The sequence below is a fragment of the Aquipseudomonas guryensis genome (assembly GCF_014164785.1).
GTDB classification, from domain to species: domain Bacteria; phylum Pseudomonadota; class Gammaproteobacteria; order Pseudomonadales; family Pseudomonadaceae; genus Aquipseudomonas; species Aquipseudomonas guryensis.
Genome location: NZ_JACJFN010000001.1, coordinates 376,793 through 391,089, shown reverse-complemented (window position 1 = coordinate 391,089; position 14,297 = coordinate 376,793). Strand labels below are relative to the sequence as shown.

Genomic DNA, 14,297 nt, shown 5'->3' with positions numbered 1-14,297 from the left:
GTGGCGGGGGAGTTTAGGCACGCAACGGAATCCTGCTGATACAACTGCCTGTCTTATGGACTGTAAGCCAGGCAATCACAGCCGGCTAGCATGCCTTGAAGTGCGGCAAAGTGCCATCACTGTCCGTCGTTAGAGCCTGCGTGCGCTTCGTCGCTTCGGCTTGCGCGGCGAAGCGGGGGCGGCCCTATGGTTTGCCCGCCCCGGCGCATTCCGGTAGTTTTGCCGCACGCGCGCGGGCCTAGCGGCTATCATGCACATTCGCTGGAAAGTTTTGCTGCGGTCGATCGGCCGGCGGCGCTGTTTCTCCTCTTCTTATATACAGAACCAAGGTCATCCATGGCTCAATACGTCTACACCATGCATCGGCTCGGCAAGGTCGTGCCGCCGAAGCGGGAAATCCTCAAGAACATCTCCCTGTCGTTCTTCCCAGGCGCCAAGATCGGCGTACTCGGCCTCAACGGCGCCGGTAAGTCGACCCTGCTGCGCATCATGGCCGGCGTCGATACCGAGTTCGACGGCGAAGCCCGCGCCATGCCCGGCATCAACGTCGGCTACCTGCCGCAGGAGCCGCAGCTCGACCCGAGCAAGAGCGTGCGCGAGATCGTCGAGGAGGCCGTAGGCCAGATCAAGCAGGCCCAGGCCCGCCTCGACGAGGTGTACGCCGCCTACGCCGAGCCGGACGCCGACTTCGACGCCCTGGCCGCCGAGCAGGCCAAGCTGGAAGCCATCCTGCAAGCCAGCGACGGCCACAACCTCGATCGCCAGCTGGAAGTCGCCGCCGACGCCCTGCGCCTGCCGGCCTGGGACGCGCGCATCGAGCACCTCTCCGGTGGCGAGAAGCGCCGTGTGGCGCTGTGCCGCCTGCTGCTGTCGGCCCCCGACATGCTGCTGCTGGACGAACCGACCAACCACCTGGACGCCGATTCGGTGGCCTGGCTGGAGCATTTCCTCCACGACTTCCCGGGCACCGTGGTAGCGATCACCCACGATCGCTACTTCCTCGACAACGTCGCCGGCTGGATTCTCGAACTCGACCGCGGCGCCGGCATTCCGTACGAAGGCAACTATTCCGGCTGGCTGGAGGCGAAATCCAACCGCCTGGCCCAGGAGTCCAAGCAGCAGTCGGCCCATGAAAAGGCCATGAAGGAAGAGCTGGAGTGGGTGCGCAAGGGCGCCAAGGCCCGTCAGGCCAAGTCCAAGGCGCGCCTGCAGCGTTTCGAGGAAATGCAGTCGCAGGAATTCCAGAAACGTGCCGAGACCAACGAGATCTACATCCCGGCCGGTCAGCGCCTTGGCGACAAGGTCATCGAGTTCAAGAACGTCAGCAAGGGTTACGGCGATCGCGTGTTGATCGACGACCTCAGCTTCAGCGTGCCCAAGGGCGCCATCGTCGGCGTGATCGGCGGTAACGGTGCTGGTAAGTCGACCCTGTTCCGCATGCTGATGGGCAAGGAGCAGCCGGACTCGGGCAGCATCGAGATCGGTGACACCGTGCAGCTGGCCTGCGTCGACCAGAGCCGCGAAGACCTCGACGGCAGCAAGACCGTGTGGGAAGCCGTGTCCGGCGGCTCCGACATGATCAAGATCGGCAACTACGAGGTGCCGTCGCGCGGCTACGTCGGTCGCTTCAACTTCAAGGGCGGTGACCAGCAGAAGTTCGTCAAGGACCTCTCCGGTGGTGAGCGCGGCCGTCTGCACCTGGCCCTGACCCTGAAAGAGGGCGCCAACGTCCTGCTGCTCGACGAACCGTCCAACGACCTCGACGTGGAAACCCTGCGTTCGCTGGAAGAAGCGTTGCTCGACTTCCCCGGTGCGGCGATCGTGATCTCTCACGATCGCTGGTTCCTAGACCGCGTGGCCACCCACATCCTGGCGTACGAGGACGACTCGCACATCGAGTTCTTCGAAGGCAACTACACCGAGTACGAAGCCGATCGCAAGAAACGCCTGGGCGATGCCGCTGCGCAGCCGCACCGCGTGCGTTACAAGAAGCTGGCGCAGTAACTCGCGCTGCAATGAAAACGGAGCCGCAAGGCTCCGTTTTTGTTTGAGCTGCGGCAAAGCGCCAGGCAGTCGGCAGCATCTGGACTGTGGCGTCGCGATAATCCGTTCTGTCGTGAACGTGCAGGTTCTAAGGAGAAGGACATGCTCAGAAAGCAAGGGATGCGCGCCGCTCTGCTGGCCGCGTTCTGTAGCGTCGGTCAGGCTGCGGCGCTGGAGGTGCGTGAAGGCGACATCATTTTCCACCCATCGCGCTCGACGCAGAGCCTGGCGATTCAGCAGGCCACTCATTCGCGCTACAGCCACATGGGCCTGGTGCTCTACCGCGATGGCCAGCCGCAGGTTTATGAGGCCAGTGCGTGGGTCAAGTACACGCCGCTGGCCGAGTGGATTGCCCGCGGCGAAGGTGGCCACTATGTGCTTAAACGGTTGCGCGAGGCAGATCGCCTGCTCGATGAGTCGGCTTTGCGCCGACTGCGGGCCGAGGCGGCGCCATTTGCCGGGCGCCGCTACGACCTGACGTTCGAGTGGTCAGATCAGCGCCTGTACTGCTCTGAGCTGGTGTGGAAGATCTACCAGCGCGCCCTGGGGCTGGAAATCGGCGGCTTGCAGCAGATCCGCGACTTCGATCTGAATTCGGCGGCGGTGCGCAGCAAGATGCGCGAACGTTACGGTGATCAGGTGCCGCTGGATGAACAGGTGATCTCGCCGGCGGCGATGTTCGATTCGCCCTTGCTGGTGCAGGTCTACGCGCAGTAAGCACGGCGCCCGGCTATGTGCCGAGAGATCACGGCCCCGTCACGGGGGTAACGGCGCCGTGATTAAGCCTCAGCGGTAGCTCAGGCCGGGTTGCGCGGTGCTGATGCGGGTACCGGCCTTACCCTGAACGATGGCTTCGATATCCGGCAGCGAGCCGATTACCGCCACCTTGCCAGTGTCGCGGGCGAACTCGCAGGCCGCCTGGACTTTCGGGCCCATGGAACCCGCGGCAAAGCCGAGGCGTTCCAGTTCATCCGGGTGGGCCTGGGCGATGGCCTTCTGTGTCGGCTTGCCCCAGTCGATATAGGCAGCATCCACGTCGGTGGCGATCACCAGCAGGTCGGCTTGCAGTTCGGTGGCCAGGAATGCCGAGCAGAGATCCTTGTCGATCACCGCTTCCACCCCGACCAGCTTGCCATCCTTGTACATGGTCGGGATGCCGCCACCGCCGGCAGCAATCACGATGGTGCCTTTTTCCAGCAGCCACTTGAGTGGACGGATCTCGAAGATGCGCTTGGGCCTTGGGCTGGCGACCACGCGGCGGAACTTGTCGCCATCCGGGGCAATGGTCCAGCCCTTCTCGGCGGCCAGCTGCTCGGCTTCCGCTTTGGCATAGACCGGGCCGATGGGCTTGGTCATGTGCTGGAAAGCCGGGTCGTTGGGATCGACTTCAACTTGGGTGAGCAGGGTGGCGAAGGGCACTTCGACCGGCAGCAGGTTGCCCAGCTCCTGTTCGATCATGTAACCGATCATGCCTTCGGTTTCCGCGCCGAGCACATCCAGCGGGTAGGGGTTCTTGGCATCGTAGGCATTGCCTTGCAGAGCCAGCAGGCCGACTTGTGGGCCATTGCCGTGGGCCACCACCAGCTCGTTGCCGGTGGCGATCTTGGCAATCTGCTCGCAGGCGATGCGCACGTTCTCGCGTTGGTTCTCGGCGGTCATGGCTTCGCCGCGCCGCAACAGGGCATTGCCGCCCAGGGCGATGACTAGTCGCATGGTGTTCTCCTTGTTCGTAGCCGGGTTGATGCACGATCGGAGCCCTCTCCCATTCATGGGAGAGGGCTGGGGAGAGGGTGATCAGGCGACTCGGTATTGTCGGATAGACCCTCTCCCCCAGCCCCTCTCCCGCAAGCGGGAGAGGGGAGGCAGGCGCGCAGCTTTTTTGGCGGTCAGATATCGGCCAGGGTCGAAACCAGAATCGCCTTGATGGTGTGCATGCGGTTTTCCGCCTGCTCGAAGGCGATGCACCACGGCGACTCGAACACATCCTCGGTCACTTCGATGCCGTTCTTCAGGTGCGGGTACTTCTCGGCGATCTGCTTACCGACCTTGGTGTCGCTGTTGTGGAAGGCAGGCAGGCAGTGCATGAACTTGACCCGTGGGTTACCGGCAGCCTGCATCAGCGCGCTGTTGACCTGGTAGGGCAGCAGCTGCTCGATGCGTTCGGCCCAGGCCTCGACGGGCTCGCCCATGGACACCCAGACATCGGTGTGGACGAAGTCGACGCCCTTGACCGCAGCCTTGGGGTCTTCGGTGAGGGTGATGCGCGCGCCGCTTTCCTCGGCGAACTTCTTGCACGCGGCGACATGCTCGTCAGTCGGCCACAGGGCCTTGGGTGCGGCGATACGCACATCCATGCCGAGCTTGGCGCCGATCAGCAGCAGCGAGTTGCCCATGTTGTTGCGTGCGTCGCCCAGGTAGGCGTAGCTGATCTCGTGCAGTGGCTTGTCGCTGAACTCGCGCATGGTCAGCACGTCGGCGAGCATCTGGGTCGGGTGATATTCGTCGGTCAGACCGTTGAACACGGGCACGCCAGCGTACTTGGCCAGGTCTTCGACGATCTCCTGTTTGAAGCCGCGGTACTCGATGGCGTCGTACATGCGCCCGAGCACGCGGGCGGTGTCCTTCATGCTCTCCTTGTGGCCGATCTGCGAGGAGCCCGGATCGATATAGGTGACATTGGCGCCCTGGTCATAGGCGGCGACTTCGAAGGCGCAGCGGGTGCGGGTCGAGGTTTTCTCGAAGATCAGCGCGATGTTCTTGCGCAGCAGGTGCGGTTGCTCGGTGCCGGTGTACTTGGCGCGCTTGAGGTCGCGGGACAGATCTAGCAGATAGCGCAGCTCGCGAGTGCTGTGGTGCATCAGGCTGAGCAGGTTGCGGTTGTGCATGTTAAAAGCCATGGTTCTTTCTCCTTGTGGGCAGTCAAAGTTGTCCGCGTCAGAACAGCTTGTGGCTGGCGCGGGACAGGCGGCCGTGGTGCGGTCGCCTGGGCTTTCAGTAGTCGATCGGGTCGCGAATGATCGGACAGGTCATGCAGTGACCACCGCCACGGCCGCGGCCGAGTTCGCTGGCGCTGATGGTCACGACTTCAACGCCGGCCTTGCGCAGCAGGGTGTTGGTGTAGGTGTTGCGGTCGTAGCCGACCACCACGCCCGGCTCCAGGCAGACGACGTTGTTGCCATCGTCCCACTGCTCGCGCTCCGCCTCGAAGCTGTCCCCGCCGGTTTCCACCACGCGCAATTTCTTCAGGTTGAGGGATTCGGCGACCACGTTGATGAAGGACTTCTCTTCGCGGCGTACGTCGATACCGCCGGGTTTGCTTTCATCCGGTCGCAGCACGAAGGGCACGATGCCGTAGGCGACTTCCGGGAAGACGGTGACCAGATCGCGGTCGCAAAAGCTGAACACGGTGTCCAGGTGCATGGCGGCGCGTGATTTGCCGAGACCGGCGACTACCACCTTATCGGCCGCACCCTTGTCGAACAGCGCCTTGGCCACTTGGCCGATGGCCTGGTGCGAGCTGCGCTCGCCCATGCCGATCAGTACGGTGCCATTGCCGATCGGCATCACGTCGCCGCCTTCTAGGGTGGCCGCGCCGTGATCCTTGTCCGGATCGCCGTACCAGATTTCATAGTCTTCGTTGATGAAGTCCGGGTGGAACTTGTAGATGGCACTGGTCAGCAGGGTTTCCTGGCGGCGGGCCGGCCAGTACATCGGATTGAGGGTCACGCCGCCGTAGATCCAGCAGGTGGTGTCGCGGGTGAACTGGGTATTGGGCAGCGGTGGAAAGAGGAAGCTCGACTCGCCCTGGTAGGCAGCAAACATCTTTGCCACCTCCGAATTCTTGTACTTCACCAGATCGGAACCGGCCACGCCGCCGATAAGGAATTCGGCGATGCGCCGCGACTCCAGGCTCTCGATGAAATCACGCACCTCGCTCTGCAGGCCGAGCCCGACGCTGTTGGCGGTGATCTTGCGGTCGAGAATCCACTTCAGGGCCTCGGGGTTCTTGATCGTTTCTTCGAGCAGGTTGTGCATCTCCACCACGTCGATGCCGCGCTCGCGCATCTTGGTCATGAAGTCGAAGTGGTCGCGCTTGGCCTGGGATACCCAGATCACGTCATCGAACAGCAGCTCATCGCAGTTGTTCGGAGTCAGACGCAGGTGCGCCAGGCCCGGCGAGCAGACCATCACCTTGTGCAGTTTGCCGGCTTCGGAATGCACGCCGAGTTTCTTCTTGCTCATGTTCGAACTCCTTCTCTTAAAGGCTGAGGAAGCCGTCGTAGAGACCGTAGGCGGCAATGCCCGCGCCGATCAGGACGACAACGAAGATCACTTTCTCGATGTTGGTGAAAACCGGCTGGCCCAGTTCGCGCTTGGCCTTGGCGAACAGGATGGCCCCCGGGGCGTAGAGCAGTGCGGAGAGCAGCAGGTACTGCACGCCCGCGGCGTACACCAGCCACACTGCGTAGATAGTCGAGATCAGGGCGATCAGCAGGTCTTTGTTGCGTTCACCGCCGGCGTTCTCGTAAGTCTCGCCGCGCACCGCCAGCAGTACCGCGTAGGCGCTGGACCAGAAGTACGGCACCAGGATCATCGAGGTGGCCAGGTACAACAGCTTCAGGTAGGTGGCGTCGTTGAACAGGGTGACCACCAGGAACAGCTGGATCAGGCCGTTGGTCAGCCACAGCGCATTGACCGGGACGTGGTTGCCGTTCTCCTTGCGCAGGAACTCCGGCATGGTGTGGTCCTTGGCCGAGGAGAAGATGATCTCGGCACACAGCAGGGTCCACGACAGCAGCGCCCCGGCCAGCGAGACGATCAGGCCGATGCTGATCAGCATGGCGCCCCATGGGCCAACCACATGCTCCAGCACGCCGGCCATCGACGGGTTCTTCAGCCCGGACAGCTGGGCCTGGGCCAGGATGCCCTGGCTCAATACGTTGACCATTATCAGCAGCAACAGCACGCCGATGAAACCGATCACGGTGGCCTTGCCCACGTCCGAGCGTTTCTCGGCGCGGGCGGAGAAAATGCTCGCGCCTTCGATGCCGATGAACACCCAGACGGTGACCAGCATCATGTTGCGCACCTGGTCCATCACACTGCCGAGCTCGGTGTTGCTCTTGCCCCAGAAGTCGCTGGTGAACACGTCCATCTTGAAGGCGATGGCGGCGATCACGATGAACAGCGCCAACGGCACCATCTTGGCGATGGTGGTGACGGTGTTGATGAACGCCGCTTCCTTGATCCCGCGCAGTACCAGGAAGTGCAGCAGCCACAGCAGCACCGAAGCGCAGATGATCGCCGTCAGGGTATTGCCCTCGCCGAATACCGGGAAGAAGTAGCCGAGGGTGGAGAACAGCAGCACCATGTAGCTGACGTTGCCGATCCAGGCGCTGATCCAGTAGCCCCAGGCCGAAGAGAAGCCCATGTAGTCGCCGAAACCGGCTTTGGCGTAGACATACACGCCGCCGTCCAGCTGTGGCTTGCGGTTGGCCAGGGTCTGGAACACGAAGGCCAGGGTCAGCATGCCGACGCCGGTGATCAGCCAGCCGATCAGGGTGGCGCCGGCGCTGGCGCTGGCAGCGATATTCTGCGGCAGCGAGAAGATCCCGCCACCCACCATGGAGCCAACGACCAGGGCTACCAGCGCCCCCAGCTTCAATTTGTTGCTTGCGTCCGTCATGTTGCCTCCTGTGCCGTATGGCAACGTTTCTATTAAGCAGTGCTACGTATGACCAATGAGTGACCGTGCGTTCGGGCTATGGCGTACCGGCTGCCGAGAGCTGGGCGATGAGAAATGCCATCCATCCTCCCGGTGGGCTGAGCTGCTACTCAGGTGGCCTGGATGGCTGCTCTCGGGGCTGGCGAGCGGTATGGAGTCAGTGTTGGCTCACAGACCATCTTTCTCGAGGTGGTCAAAGTCGACCGGCTCGCCTGGCTTCGCCCCGAGCTGCTCGCGGATGTCTTTGAACATGGCGTCGTATTCGGCATGCCCGCGCATGATCGGGCTGGAGTTGGCTGGCAGCCCATGCTTGACCACTGCCTTGCTGATCAGGCTGGCAAAGTTGAAGGCGGTATCGCGGTGCATGTCGAATTCTTCGCAGAACTCGCGCCCCTCGATGGTGCCTGCCACCTTGAAGTGCATCAGCATGCCTTCACTCGGGTCGCGGCGGACCTCATAGAACACGTCGATATCGAACTTCGGCATGTGCGGCATATCGAGTGGCGTAGTGCGGTGAAGATGACCTGGTTTAAACATGTTAGCCCCCATGGCCTTGCGGAACAGTCTGGCTTGGTGATTCGCGGGGGCGCCGTTTGCTGCATGCCATGTATTGGTACGGGCGTCCCTTGCCTTATGGAATGTAGTGCGTAATTCCCAGCAGGCAAGCGCGCAGAAATCTATTAAAGGCTGGCTTGACCTGGGTCATTCTGGCGCTGCGGTGAATGCGGGTATCCCTCGCCTTGCACGGGCTTGGCTGCTAGCCTCAGGCGCATGTATGCGTGTGATAACTGGGGGCAGGGAAATGCTGGACTACGTGGCACTGGGGATTCTGATTTTCGTAGGCATCGTGTTGTTCTATGGGGTGATCGTCATTCATGACATCCCTTACGAGATAGCCGTACACCGCAAGCATCCGCAGCAGGATGCGATTCTGGTGGCGGGCTGGGTCAGCCTGTTCACCCTGCATGTGATCTGGCCGTTTCTGTGGATCTGGGCAACCTTGTACCGGGAGGATCGCGGCTGGGGCTTTTCCACCGGCGAGTCTGCGCAGAGTCCGCGCTTGCAGGCGCTGGAACAGCAGGTCGGCGAGCTGCAGCAGCGCCTCGATGCACTCGCCAGCAGCGCCGTGCCGAGCGCGGTCGACGTTCCCGCAGCACCTGTCGCACCCACGCCGCAGCAGGAGGGTTGAACCATGGATTTCTTACTGATCCTGACCTACACCGCCATCTGCGTAGTTATCTTCAAGGTCTTCAGGATTCCACTGACCAAGTGGACCGTGCCGACGGCGGTGCTCGGTGGCATCGTGCTGATCGGCACGCTGATCTTCCTGATGAACTACAACCATCCTTATTCCGAGGTGTCGCGCAGCTACTTCGTCAGCACGCCTATCGTGCCGGCAGTCAGCGGGATGGTGGTTGAGGTGCCGGTGCAGGGCAACCGCATCATGGAAAAGGGCGAGGTGCTGTTTCGCATCGATCCGATTCCTTTTGAAAACCGAGTGAAGTCGCTCAAGGCGCAACTGGTTTCAGCCAGGGCCGATCTGTATCGTGCCAGTGAGCTGGCCAGGCGTAACTTGGGCAACCGGCGCGATGTCGATGTGGCAACAGCGCGGGTCGATGATCTGCAGGCGCAACTCAATATTGCCCAGTTCGACCTGGACAATACGGTGGTGCGAGCGCCGTCGCGTGGCTACGTGACCCAGGTGATGCTGCGTCCCGGTATCTATGCGGTGAAAATGCCGCTGCGTCCGGCAATGATCTTCGTGCCCCAGGAAGATTACTTCCATGTGGCCTGGATGCGGCAGAACAGCCAGTTGCGCCTGAGTCTCGGGGATAAGGCGGAGATCGCGTTCGATGGCCTGCCGGGCCAGGTGTTCCAGGCGCGGGTGAAAATGGTGCTGCCGGTGATTGCCGAGGGCCAGATGCAGCCCTCGGGCAACCTGATGGGTTTCACCGGCTCACTGCCTGCCGGGCGGGTGCCGGTGGTGCTGGAGGTGACCGATCCGGCCTTCGCGGCCTACCGTGATCAGATGCCGGGTGGTGCTTATGGCCAGGCTGCGCTCTATACCGAGCACTTCCACCATGTGGCGGTGATGCGCAAGATTTTGCTGCGCATGTCATCCTGGATGAATTACCTCTTCCCGTTCCACTAAGTGCAAAGGCCTCATGGCCGGGTATGCCGTTTATGGCCTATCCGGCCATGAGGCCTTTTGCGTTTCCGGGGTTTCGCTTTCAGCGCGCCAGCATGGCTTGCGCCAGTTGCATGTCGCTGGCTTCTCCCGTGGGGTAGTGCGCGCGGGCGTGGCGGAGGGCGATTTCGAGGAAAGCGCCGCGTATTTCGCCTTGGCTGGCGACGAAGCTGGCGGCGTCGTCCTGTGCCTGCAGGATGACCTTGTCATCCTTGAACGAGGAGGAGGTGGCGTCGCTGGTGCCGCCAATCGACTCGATCGTGCTGTCGGTCGTGACCACGAAGCTGGTGGCCATGGCCAGCGGGCTGCAGAGCAGACCCAGGATGGTCAGATAATGTGCGGGGTTAAGGCGCATGGTGGTTCTCCTTGCTGCTGTTTAGGCTCCGCCCATTTTCAGAATGGGCGGAGTCCGTGAGTTTCAGCGCTTGGCGCGCAGCTGTTCGAGAGACAGGCGCATATCGCTGGCCCAGCCATCAATGACCGGTTTCACATCGCTGGCGTTGAGCACCTGTTTGCTGTTTTCCAGGTTGGTGCCTGCGCCCTTGCGTACTACTTCGGCAACCACCTTGCTGCTGCCACCGTCAACGAAGGAGGCTTCGGTGGCGATTTCCACTGCCTGGTCGCGCTGGCCGGCGGCGGTGGTTGCGGCAGCCAATACCAGGGCAATCGGGATCACTTCATAGGGTTGTAGGCCTTCGGTTTGCGCCGATACGGCGGTGATGGCCGGGCGAATGATCAAGGCAGAGCTGGTTGGCGAGTCAGCGATGCTGATGACCTTGCTCAGTTCGCGCCTCAGGGCCTGGTCGTAGTAGCGGGTGACATCGTTCAGGGTGGTTTGCGGGATGCGTGAGTTGGGCTGCGGGCGCGGATGGAACTGGCTTGGCTCGATATAAACCTGGGTATAGCGGCTGATGTCCAGATTCGGATCGACCCAGCGCGCCACCTTGACCCCACTTGGGCTGGTCTGCTCGCTCAGGCGGCTGTAGTCCTGCAGAAAGCCTGAGTACTGGGCGGGCTCTACCAACGTGCTGGCGCAGCCGGAAAGCAGCAGGCTGGCGGTCAGCAGGGATATAGCAAGGCGCTTGGTCATGTAGAGCTCCTGATGGTGGTTTTTCTTAGTGATTGTTGATGGCCTGGCTTGTCCCCTGGTCTGAAAAGCTGGGGACTATATTGTTGCAAGCATAGTGAGCTGGCCGCACAGCGCCAGGCTCCATCTCTAGCCTGACGTATTGAGATGACACTGCAATTGATCGGTATCAATCGCAAGTCGGGGCTTGCCGGCGACAGTTGACGGGTGTCAGTACAAACACGGCAGAAATGGCCACACTGGAAAAAATCACCACGGAGTTCGTCATGAGCACTTTCGACCCGCGCGCCGCCCTGGATCAACTGTTTGTTGAGTACAGCAAGCGGGCCAACTCGATTCGTCGGGATCTCGGCCTGCCGCATCAGGCGGATTTTGCCGAACAGGCCCAGGAGCGGCAGAACGATGAGGTGCTGGAAGCCCTGCTGGCTGAGGCCGAGGCCGGTTTGCGCCAAGTTGGTCTGGCGCGCCAACGCCTCGACGAGGGGCGCTATGGTGACTGCCAGCGCTGCGGCGAACCGATCAACCCGGCGCGCCTGGCTGCGTTACCGACTGCCGAGTGCTGCCTGGCTTGTGCGGAAAAACCGCCCATTTGATGCCTTGCCAGCAGCGTCAGGGCGGCGCCAGAATGAGTCCAACTCTCCGCGGTGTTGCACCGCCCGATAAGGACTTCCGATGCCCGAATCCTTCGCTGCTGGCCTGCACCTGGCGCCTGATGACCTGACCCGCCCCTTCGCTCCCGAACAGTTCAACTTCACCACCACCGACGATCTGGAGTTCTTCCGCGGCGTGCTCGGCCAGGAGCGCGCGGTCGAGGCCCTGCAGTTCGGCGTAGCGATGCCGCGCCCCGGTTACAACGTGTTCGTCATGGGCGAGCCGGGCACCGGGCGCTTTTCTTTCGTTAAGCGCTACCTCAAGGCCGAGGGCAAGCGCCTGGCCACTCCGGTCGACCGGGTCTACGTCAACCACTTCGACGAACCGCGCGAGCCGCGTGCCCTGGAACTGCCGCCGGGCACGGCGGGCACCTTCATCAGCGACATCGGTCAGTTGATCGACAACCTGCTGTCGACCTTCCCGGCGGTGTTTGAAACACCGACTTACCAGCAGAAGAAAAGCGCCATCGACCGGGTGTTCAACCAGCGCTATGACAAGGCTCTGGACGTGATCGAGCGCCTGGCCCTGGAGAAGGAAGTTGCGCTGTACCGTGACAGCAGCAACATCGCTTTCACCCCGATGAAAGATGGCAAGGCCCTCGACGAAGCCGAGTTCGCGCAACTGCCGGAAGCCGAGCGCGAACGCTTCCATACCGATATCGCGGCCCTGGAAGAACGCCTGAATGAGGAGCTGACCGGCCTGCCGCAGTGGAAGCGCGAGTTGAGTAACCAGCTGCGCCAGCTCAACGAGGAAACCATCACCCTGGCCCTGCAGCCGCTGCTGGCACCGCTGTCGGAGCAGTACGCGGAAAACGCCGGGGTCTGCGCCTACCTGCAGGCGATGCAGGTCAACCTGCTGAAGACCGTGGTCGATCAGCTGGTCGATGAGAAGCCCGATGGCCAGCGTCGTGAAATGCTCGAAGAGCAGTATTCCCCAAGCCTGGTGGTCGACCATCACGCCGACGGCGGCGCGCCGGTGGTGTTCGAGTCGCATCCGACTTACGACAACCTGTTCGGCCGCATCGAATACAGCACCGACCAGGGCGCGCTCTACACCAGCTACCGGCAGCTGCGTCCGGGTGCCTTGCACCGCGCCAACGGCGGCTTCCTGATTCTCGAAGCGGAGAAGATGCTCGGCGAGCCGTTCGTCTGGGATGCGCTCAAGCGCGCCCTGCAATCGCGCCAGCTGAAGATGGAGTCGCCACTCGGCGACCTCGGCCGCATCGCCACCGTGACCCTGACGCCGCAGGTGATCCCGCTGCACCTCAAGGTGGTGATCATTGGCTCACGCCAGCTGTATTACACCCTGCAGGACCTCGATCCGGACTTCCAGGAGATGTTCCGCGTGCTGGTCGACTTCGACGAGGACATCCCGCTCGCCGATGACAGCCTGGAGCAGTTCGCCCAGCTGATGAAGACCCGCACCTCGGAAGAGGGTATGGCGCCGCTCACCGCCGCCGCCGTGGCGCGCCTGGCGACCTACAGTGCGCGCCTGGCCGAACACCAGGGGCGCCTGTCGGCGCGCATCGGCGATCTGTTCCAGCTGGTCAGCGAGGCGGACTTCATCCGCAACCTGGCCGGAGATGCAGTGACCGACGCTGGCCATATCGAGCGCGCGCTGAAGGCCAAGGCCACCCGCACCGGGCGAGTCTCGGCACGGATCATCGACGACATGCTGGCCGGCATCATCCTGATCGATACCGCCGGCGCCGCCGTGGGCAAGTGCAACGGCCTGACCGTTCTGGAGGTCGGCGATTCGGCCTTCGGCGTGCCGGCACGCATCTCCGCCACGGTCTATCCGGGTGGTTCGGGCATCGTCGACATCGAGCGTGAGGTCAACCTCGGCCAGCCGATCCACTCCAAAGGGGTGATGATTCTCACCGGCTACCTGGGCAGTCGCTACGCCCAGGAGTTTCCCCTGGAAATCTCGGCGAGTATTGCCCTGGAGCAGTCCTACGGTTATGTCGACGGCGACAGTGCCTCGCTCGGCGAGGTCTGCACGCTGATCTCGGCCCTGTCGCGCACACCGCTCAAGCAGTGCTTCGCCATCACCGGCTCGATCAACCAGTTCGGCGAGGTGCAGGCGGTCGGTGGGGTCAACGAGAAGATCGAAGGCTTCTTCCGCCTGTGCGAGGCCCGCGGCCTGACCGGCGAGCAGGGGGTGATCATCCCGCACTCCAACGTCACCACCCTGATGCTCGACGAGCGCGTGCTGCAGGCGGTGCGCGGCGGCATGTTCCACGTCTATGCCGTGCGCCAGGTCGACGAGGCGCTCAGCCTGCTGGTTGGTGAGGCGGCTGGCAGCCCGGACGAGCAGGGTCGGTTCCCGGAGGGCAGCGTCAATGCCCGGGTGGTCGAGCGCCTGCGCAGCATTGCCGAGATGGGCATGGAGGAAGAGGAGAAGCCGGCGGAAGAGGCCAAGCCTAAGGAAACCAAGACCAGGGCCAAACCAACGGCGAAAAAGCCCAAGGAATGACCTGGCGGGCTGCGCTGGAAACGGTAACAGTTCCCAGCGACCTGCCGACAACTGGTCAGTCACTGACCAGTCTGGCGGCGGCCACGGGGCACGCTGTTCGGGGCTGCTTGCCCCCGCTCCATCCACAG

Annotated in this window: 13 protein-coding genes; 6 read left to right on the top strand and 7 right to left on the bottom strand. The window is 62.6% G+C overall.

The genetic code is table 11. The features are described 5' to 3' along the window. Nucleotides 1-336 precede the first annotated feature (336 nt). Both ettA and H3H45_RS01805 read left to right on the top strand, forming a co-directional pair. Nucleotides 337-2,004: an energy-dependent translational throttle protein EttA gene (gene ettA, locus H3H45_RS01810; RefSeq protein ID WP_182832044.1), complete on the top strand. Its 1,668-nt coding sequence runs from the start codon at nt 337-339 to the stop codon at nt 2,002-2,004. Nucleotides 2,005-2,145: 141 nt separating this feature from the next. Then, a complete protein-coding gene (locus tag H3H45_RS01805; protein ID WP_182832043.1) occupies nt 2,146-2,760 on the top strand; it encodes a YiiX family permuted papain-like enzyme in 615 nt (204 codons plus the stop codon). 69 nt (nt 2,761-2,829) lie between these two features. Here the strand turns inward: H3H45_RS01805 and arcC are convergent, their stop codons facing one another. From arcC to H3H45_RS01780, 5 genes are all read right to left on the bottom strand, one after another. Then, on the bottom strand, nt 2,830-3,756 hold the full coding sequence (gene arcC / locus H3H45_RS01800; protein WP_182832042.1) for a carbamate kinase: 927 nt from the start codon (nt 3,754-3,756) through the stop codon (nt 2,830-2,832). 173 nt (nt 3,757-3,929) lie between these two features. After that, nucleotides 3,930-4,940 (bottom strand): ornithine carbamoyltransferase, encoded by a 1,011-nt coding sequence (locus H3H45_RS01795; RefSeq protein ID WP_182832041.1) that lies wholly within the window; start codon nt 4,938-4,940, stop codon nt 3,930-3,932. 94 nt (nt 4,941-5,034) lie between these two features. Next, the gene (gene arcA, locus H3H45_RS01790) at nt 5,035-6,285 is read right to left on the bottom strand and encodes an arginine deiminase (protein ID WP_182832040.1); all 1,251 of its coding nucleotides are present in this window, start codon (nt 6,283-6,285) and stop codon (nt 5,035-5,037) included. A 16-nt stretch (nt 6,286-6,301) separates the two neighbouring features. Continuing rightward, entirely contained in the window at nt 6,302-7,729 is a 1,428-nt protein-coding gene (arcD, locus tag H3H45_RS01785) for an arginine-ornithine antiporter (protein ID WP_182832039.1), read from the bottom strand. Nucleotides 7,730-7,936: 207 nt separating this feature from the next. Beyond that, a complete protein-coding gene (locus H3H45_RS01780; RefSeq protein ID WP_182832038.1) occupies nt 7,937-8,305 on the bottom strand; it encodes a DUF5064 family protein in 369 nt (122 codons plus the stop codon). Between the two features lie 265 nt (nt 8,306-8,570). Between H3H45_RS01780 and H3H45_RS01775 the strand changes: the two genes are divergently transcribed. After that, nucleotides 8,571-8,957, top strand: a complete 387-nt coding sequence (locus H3H45_RS01775; RefSeq protein ID WP_182832037.1) for a DUF3302 domain-containing protein — start codon at nt 8,571-8,573, stop codon at nt 8,955-8,957. Between the two features lie 3 nt (nt 8,958-8,960). Continuing rightward, nucleotides 8,961-9,920 carry an HlyD family secretion protein gene (locus tag H3H45_RS01770; protein WP_182832036.1) on the top strand — a complete coding sequence of 320 codons (960 nt, stop codon included), beginning with the start codon at nt 8,961-8,963 and terminating at the stop codon, nt 9,918-9,920. Between the two features lie 79 nt (nt 9,921-9,999). Here H3H45_RS01770 and H3H45_RS01765 read toward each other — a convergent pair whose 3' ends face one another. Together H3H45_RS01765 and H3H45_RS01760 are read right to left on the bottom strand one after the other, a co-directional pair. Continuing rightward, complete coding sequence (locus H3H45_RS01765) at nt 10,000-10,311, bottom strand: DUF2388 domain-containing protein (RefSeq protein WP_182832035.1); 312 nt, start codon at nt 10,309-10,311, stop codon at nt 10,000-10,002. Nucleotides 10,312-10,374: 63 nt separating this feature from the next. Next, nucleotides 10,375-11,046, bottom strand: coding sequence for a DUF3313 domain-containing protein (locus H3H45_RS01760; RefSeq protein ID WP_182832034.1), 672 nt, complete (start codon nt 11,044-11,046; stop codon nt 10,375-10,377). 263 nt (nt 11,047-11,309) lie between these two features. Between H3H45_RS01760 and H3H45_RS01755 the strand changes: the two genes are divergently transcribed. Then, nucleotides 11,310-11,636: a TraR/DksA family transcriptional regulator gene (locus tag H3H45_RS01755; RefSeq protein WP_182832033.1), complete on the top strand. Its 327-nt coding sequence runs from the start codon at nt 11,310-11,312 to the stop codon at nt 11,634-11,636. A 79-nt stretch (nt 11,637-11,715) separates the two neighbouring features. Beyond that, entirely contained in the window at nt 11,716-14,169 is a 2,454-nt protein-coding gene (locus tag H3H45_RS01750; protein WP_182832032.1) for a Lon protease family protein, read from the top strand. Nucleotides 14,170-14,297: the final 128 nt, after the last annotated feature.

Bases quoted from the DNA above. Each gene is read 5' to 3' on its own strand.
- ettA (WP_182832044.1), top strand. From the start codon at position 337: ATGGCTCAATACGTCTACACCATGCATCGGCTCGGCAAGGTCGTGCCG.
- H3H45_RS01805 (WP_182832043.1), top strand. From the start codon at position 2,146: ATGCTCAGAAAGCAAGGGATGCGCGCCGCTCTGCTGGCCGCGTTCTGT.
- arcC (WP_182832042.1), bottom strand. From the start codon at position 3,756: ATGCGACTAGTCATCGCCCTGGGCGGCAATGCCCTGTTGCGGCGCGGC.
- H3H45_RS01795 (WP_182832041.1), bottom strand. From the start codon at position 4,940: ATGGCTTTTAACATGCACAACCGCAACCTGCTCAGCCTGATGCACCAC.
- arcA (WP_182832040.1), bottom strand. From the start codon at position 6,285: ATGAGCAAGAAGAAACTCGGCGTGCATTCCGAAGCCGGCAAACTGCAC.
- arcD (WP_182832039.1), bottom strand. From the start codon at position 7,729: ATGACGGACGCAAGCAACAAATTGAAGCTGGGGGCGCTGGTAGCCCTG.
- H3H45_RS01780 (WP_182832038.1), bottom strand. From the start codon at position 8,305: ATGTTTAAACCAGGTCATCTTCACCGCACTACGCCACTCGATATGCCG.
- H3H45_RS01775 (WP_182832037.1), top strand. From the start codon at position 8,571: ATGCTGGACTACGTGGCACTGGGGATTCTGATTTTCGTAGGCATCGTG.
- H3H45_RS01770 (WP_182832036.1), top strand. From the start codon at position 8,961: ATGGATTTCTTACTGATCCTGACCTACACCGCCATCTGCGTAGTTATC.
- H3H45_RS01765 (WP_182832035.1), bottom strand. From the start codon at position 10,311: ATGCGCCTTAACCCCGCACATTATCTGACCATCCTGGGTCTGCTCTGC.
- H3H45_RS01760 (WP_182832034.1), bottom strand. From the start codon at position 11,046: ATGACCAAGCGCCTTGCTATATCCCTGCTGACCGCCAGCCTGCTGCTT.
- H3H45_RS01755 (WP_182832033.1), top strand. From the start codon at position 11,310: ATGAGCACTTTCGACCCGCGCGCCGCCCTGGATCAACTGTTTGTTGAG.
- H3H45_RS01750 (WP_182832032.1), top strand. From the start codon at position 11,716: ATGCCCGAATCCTTCGCTGCTGGCCTGCACCTGGCGCCTGATGACCTG.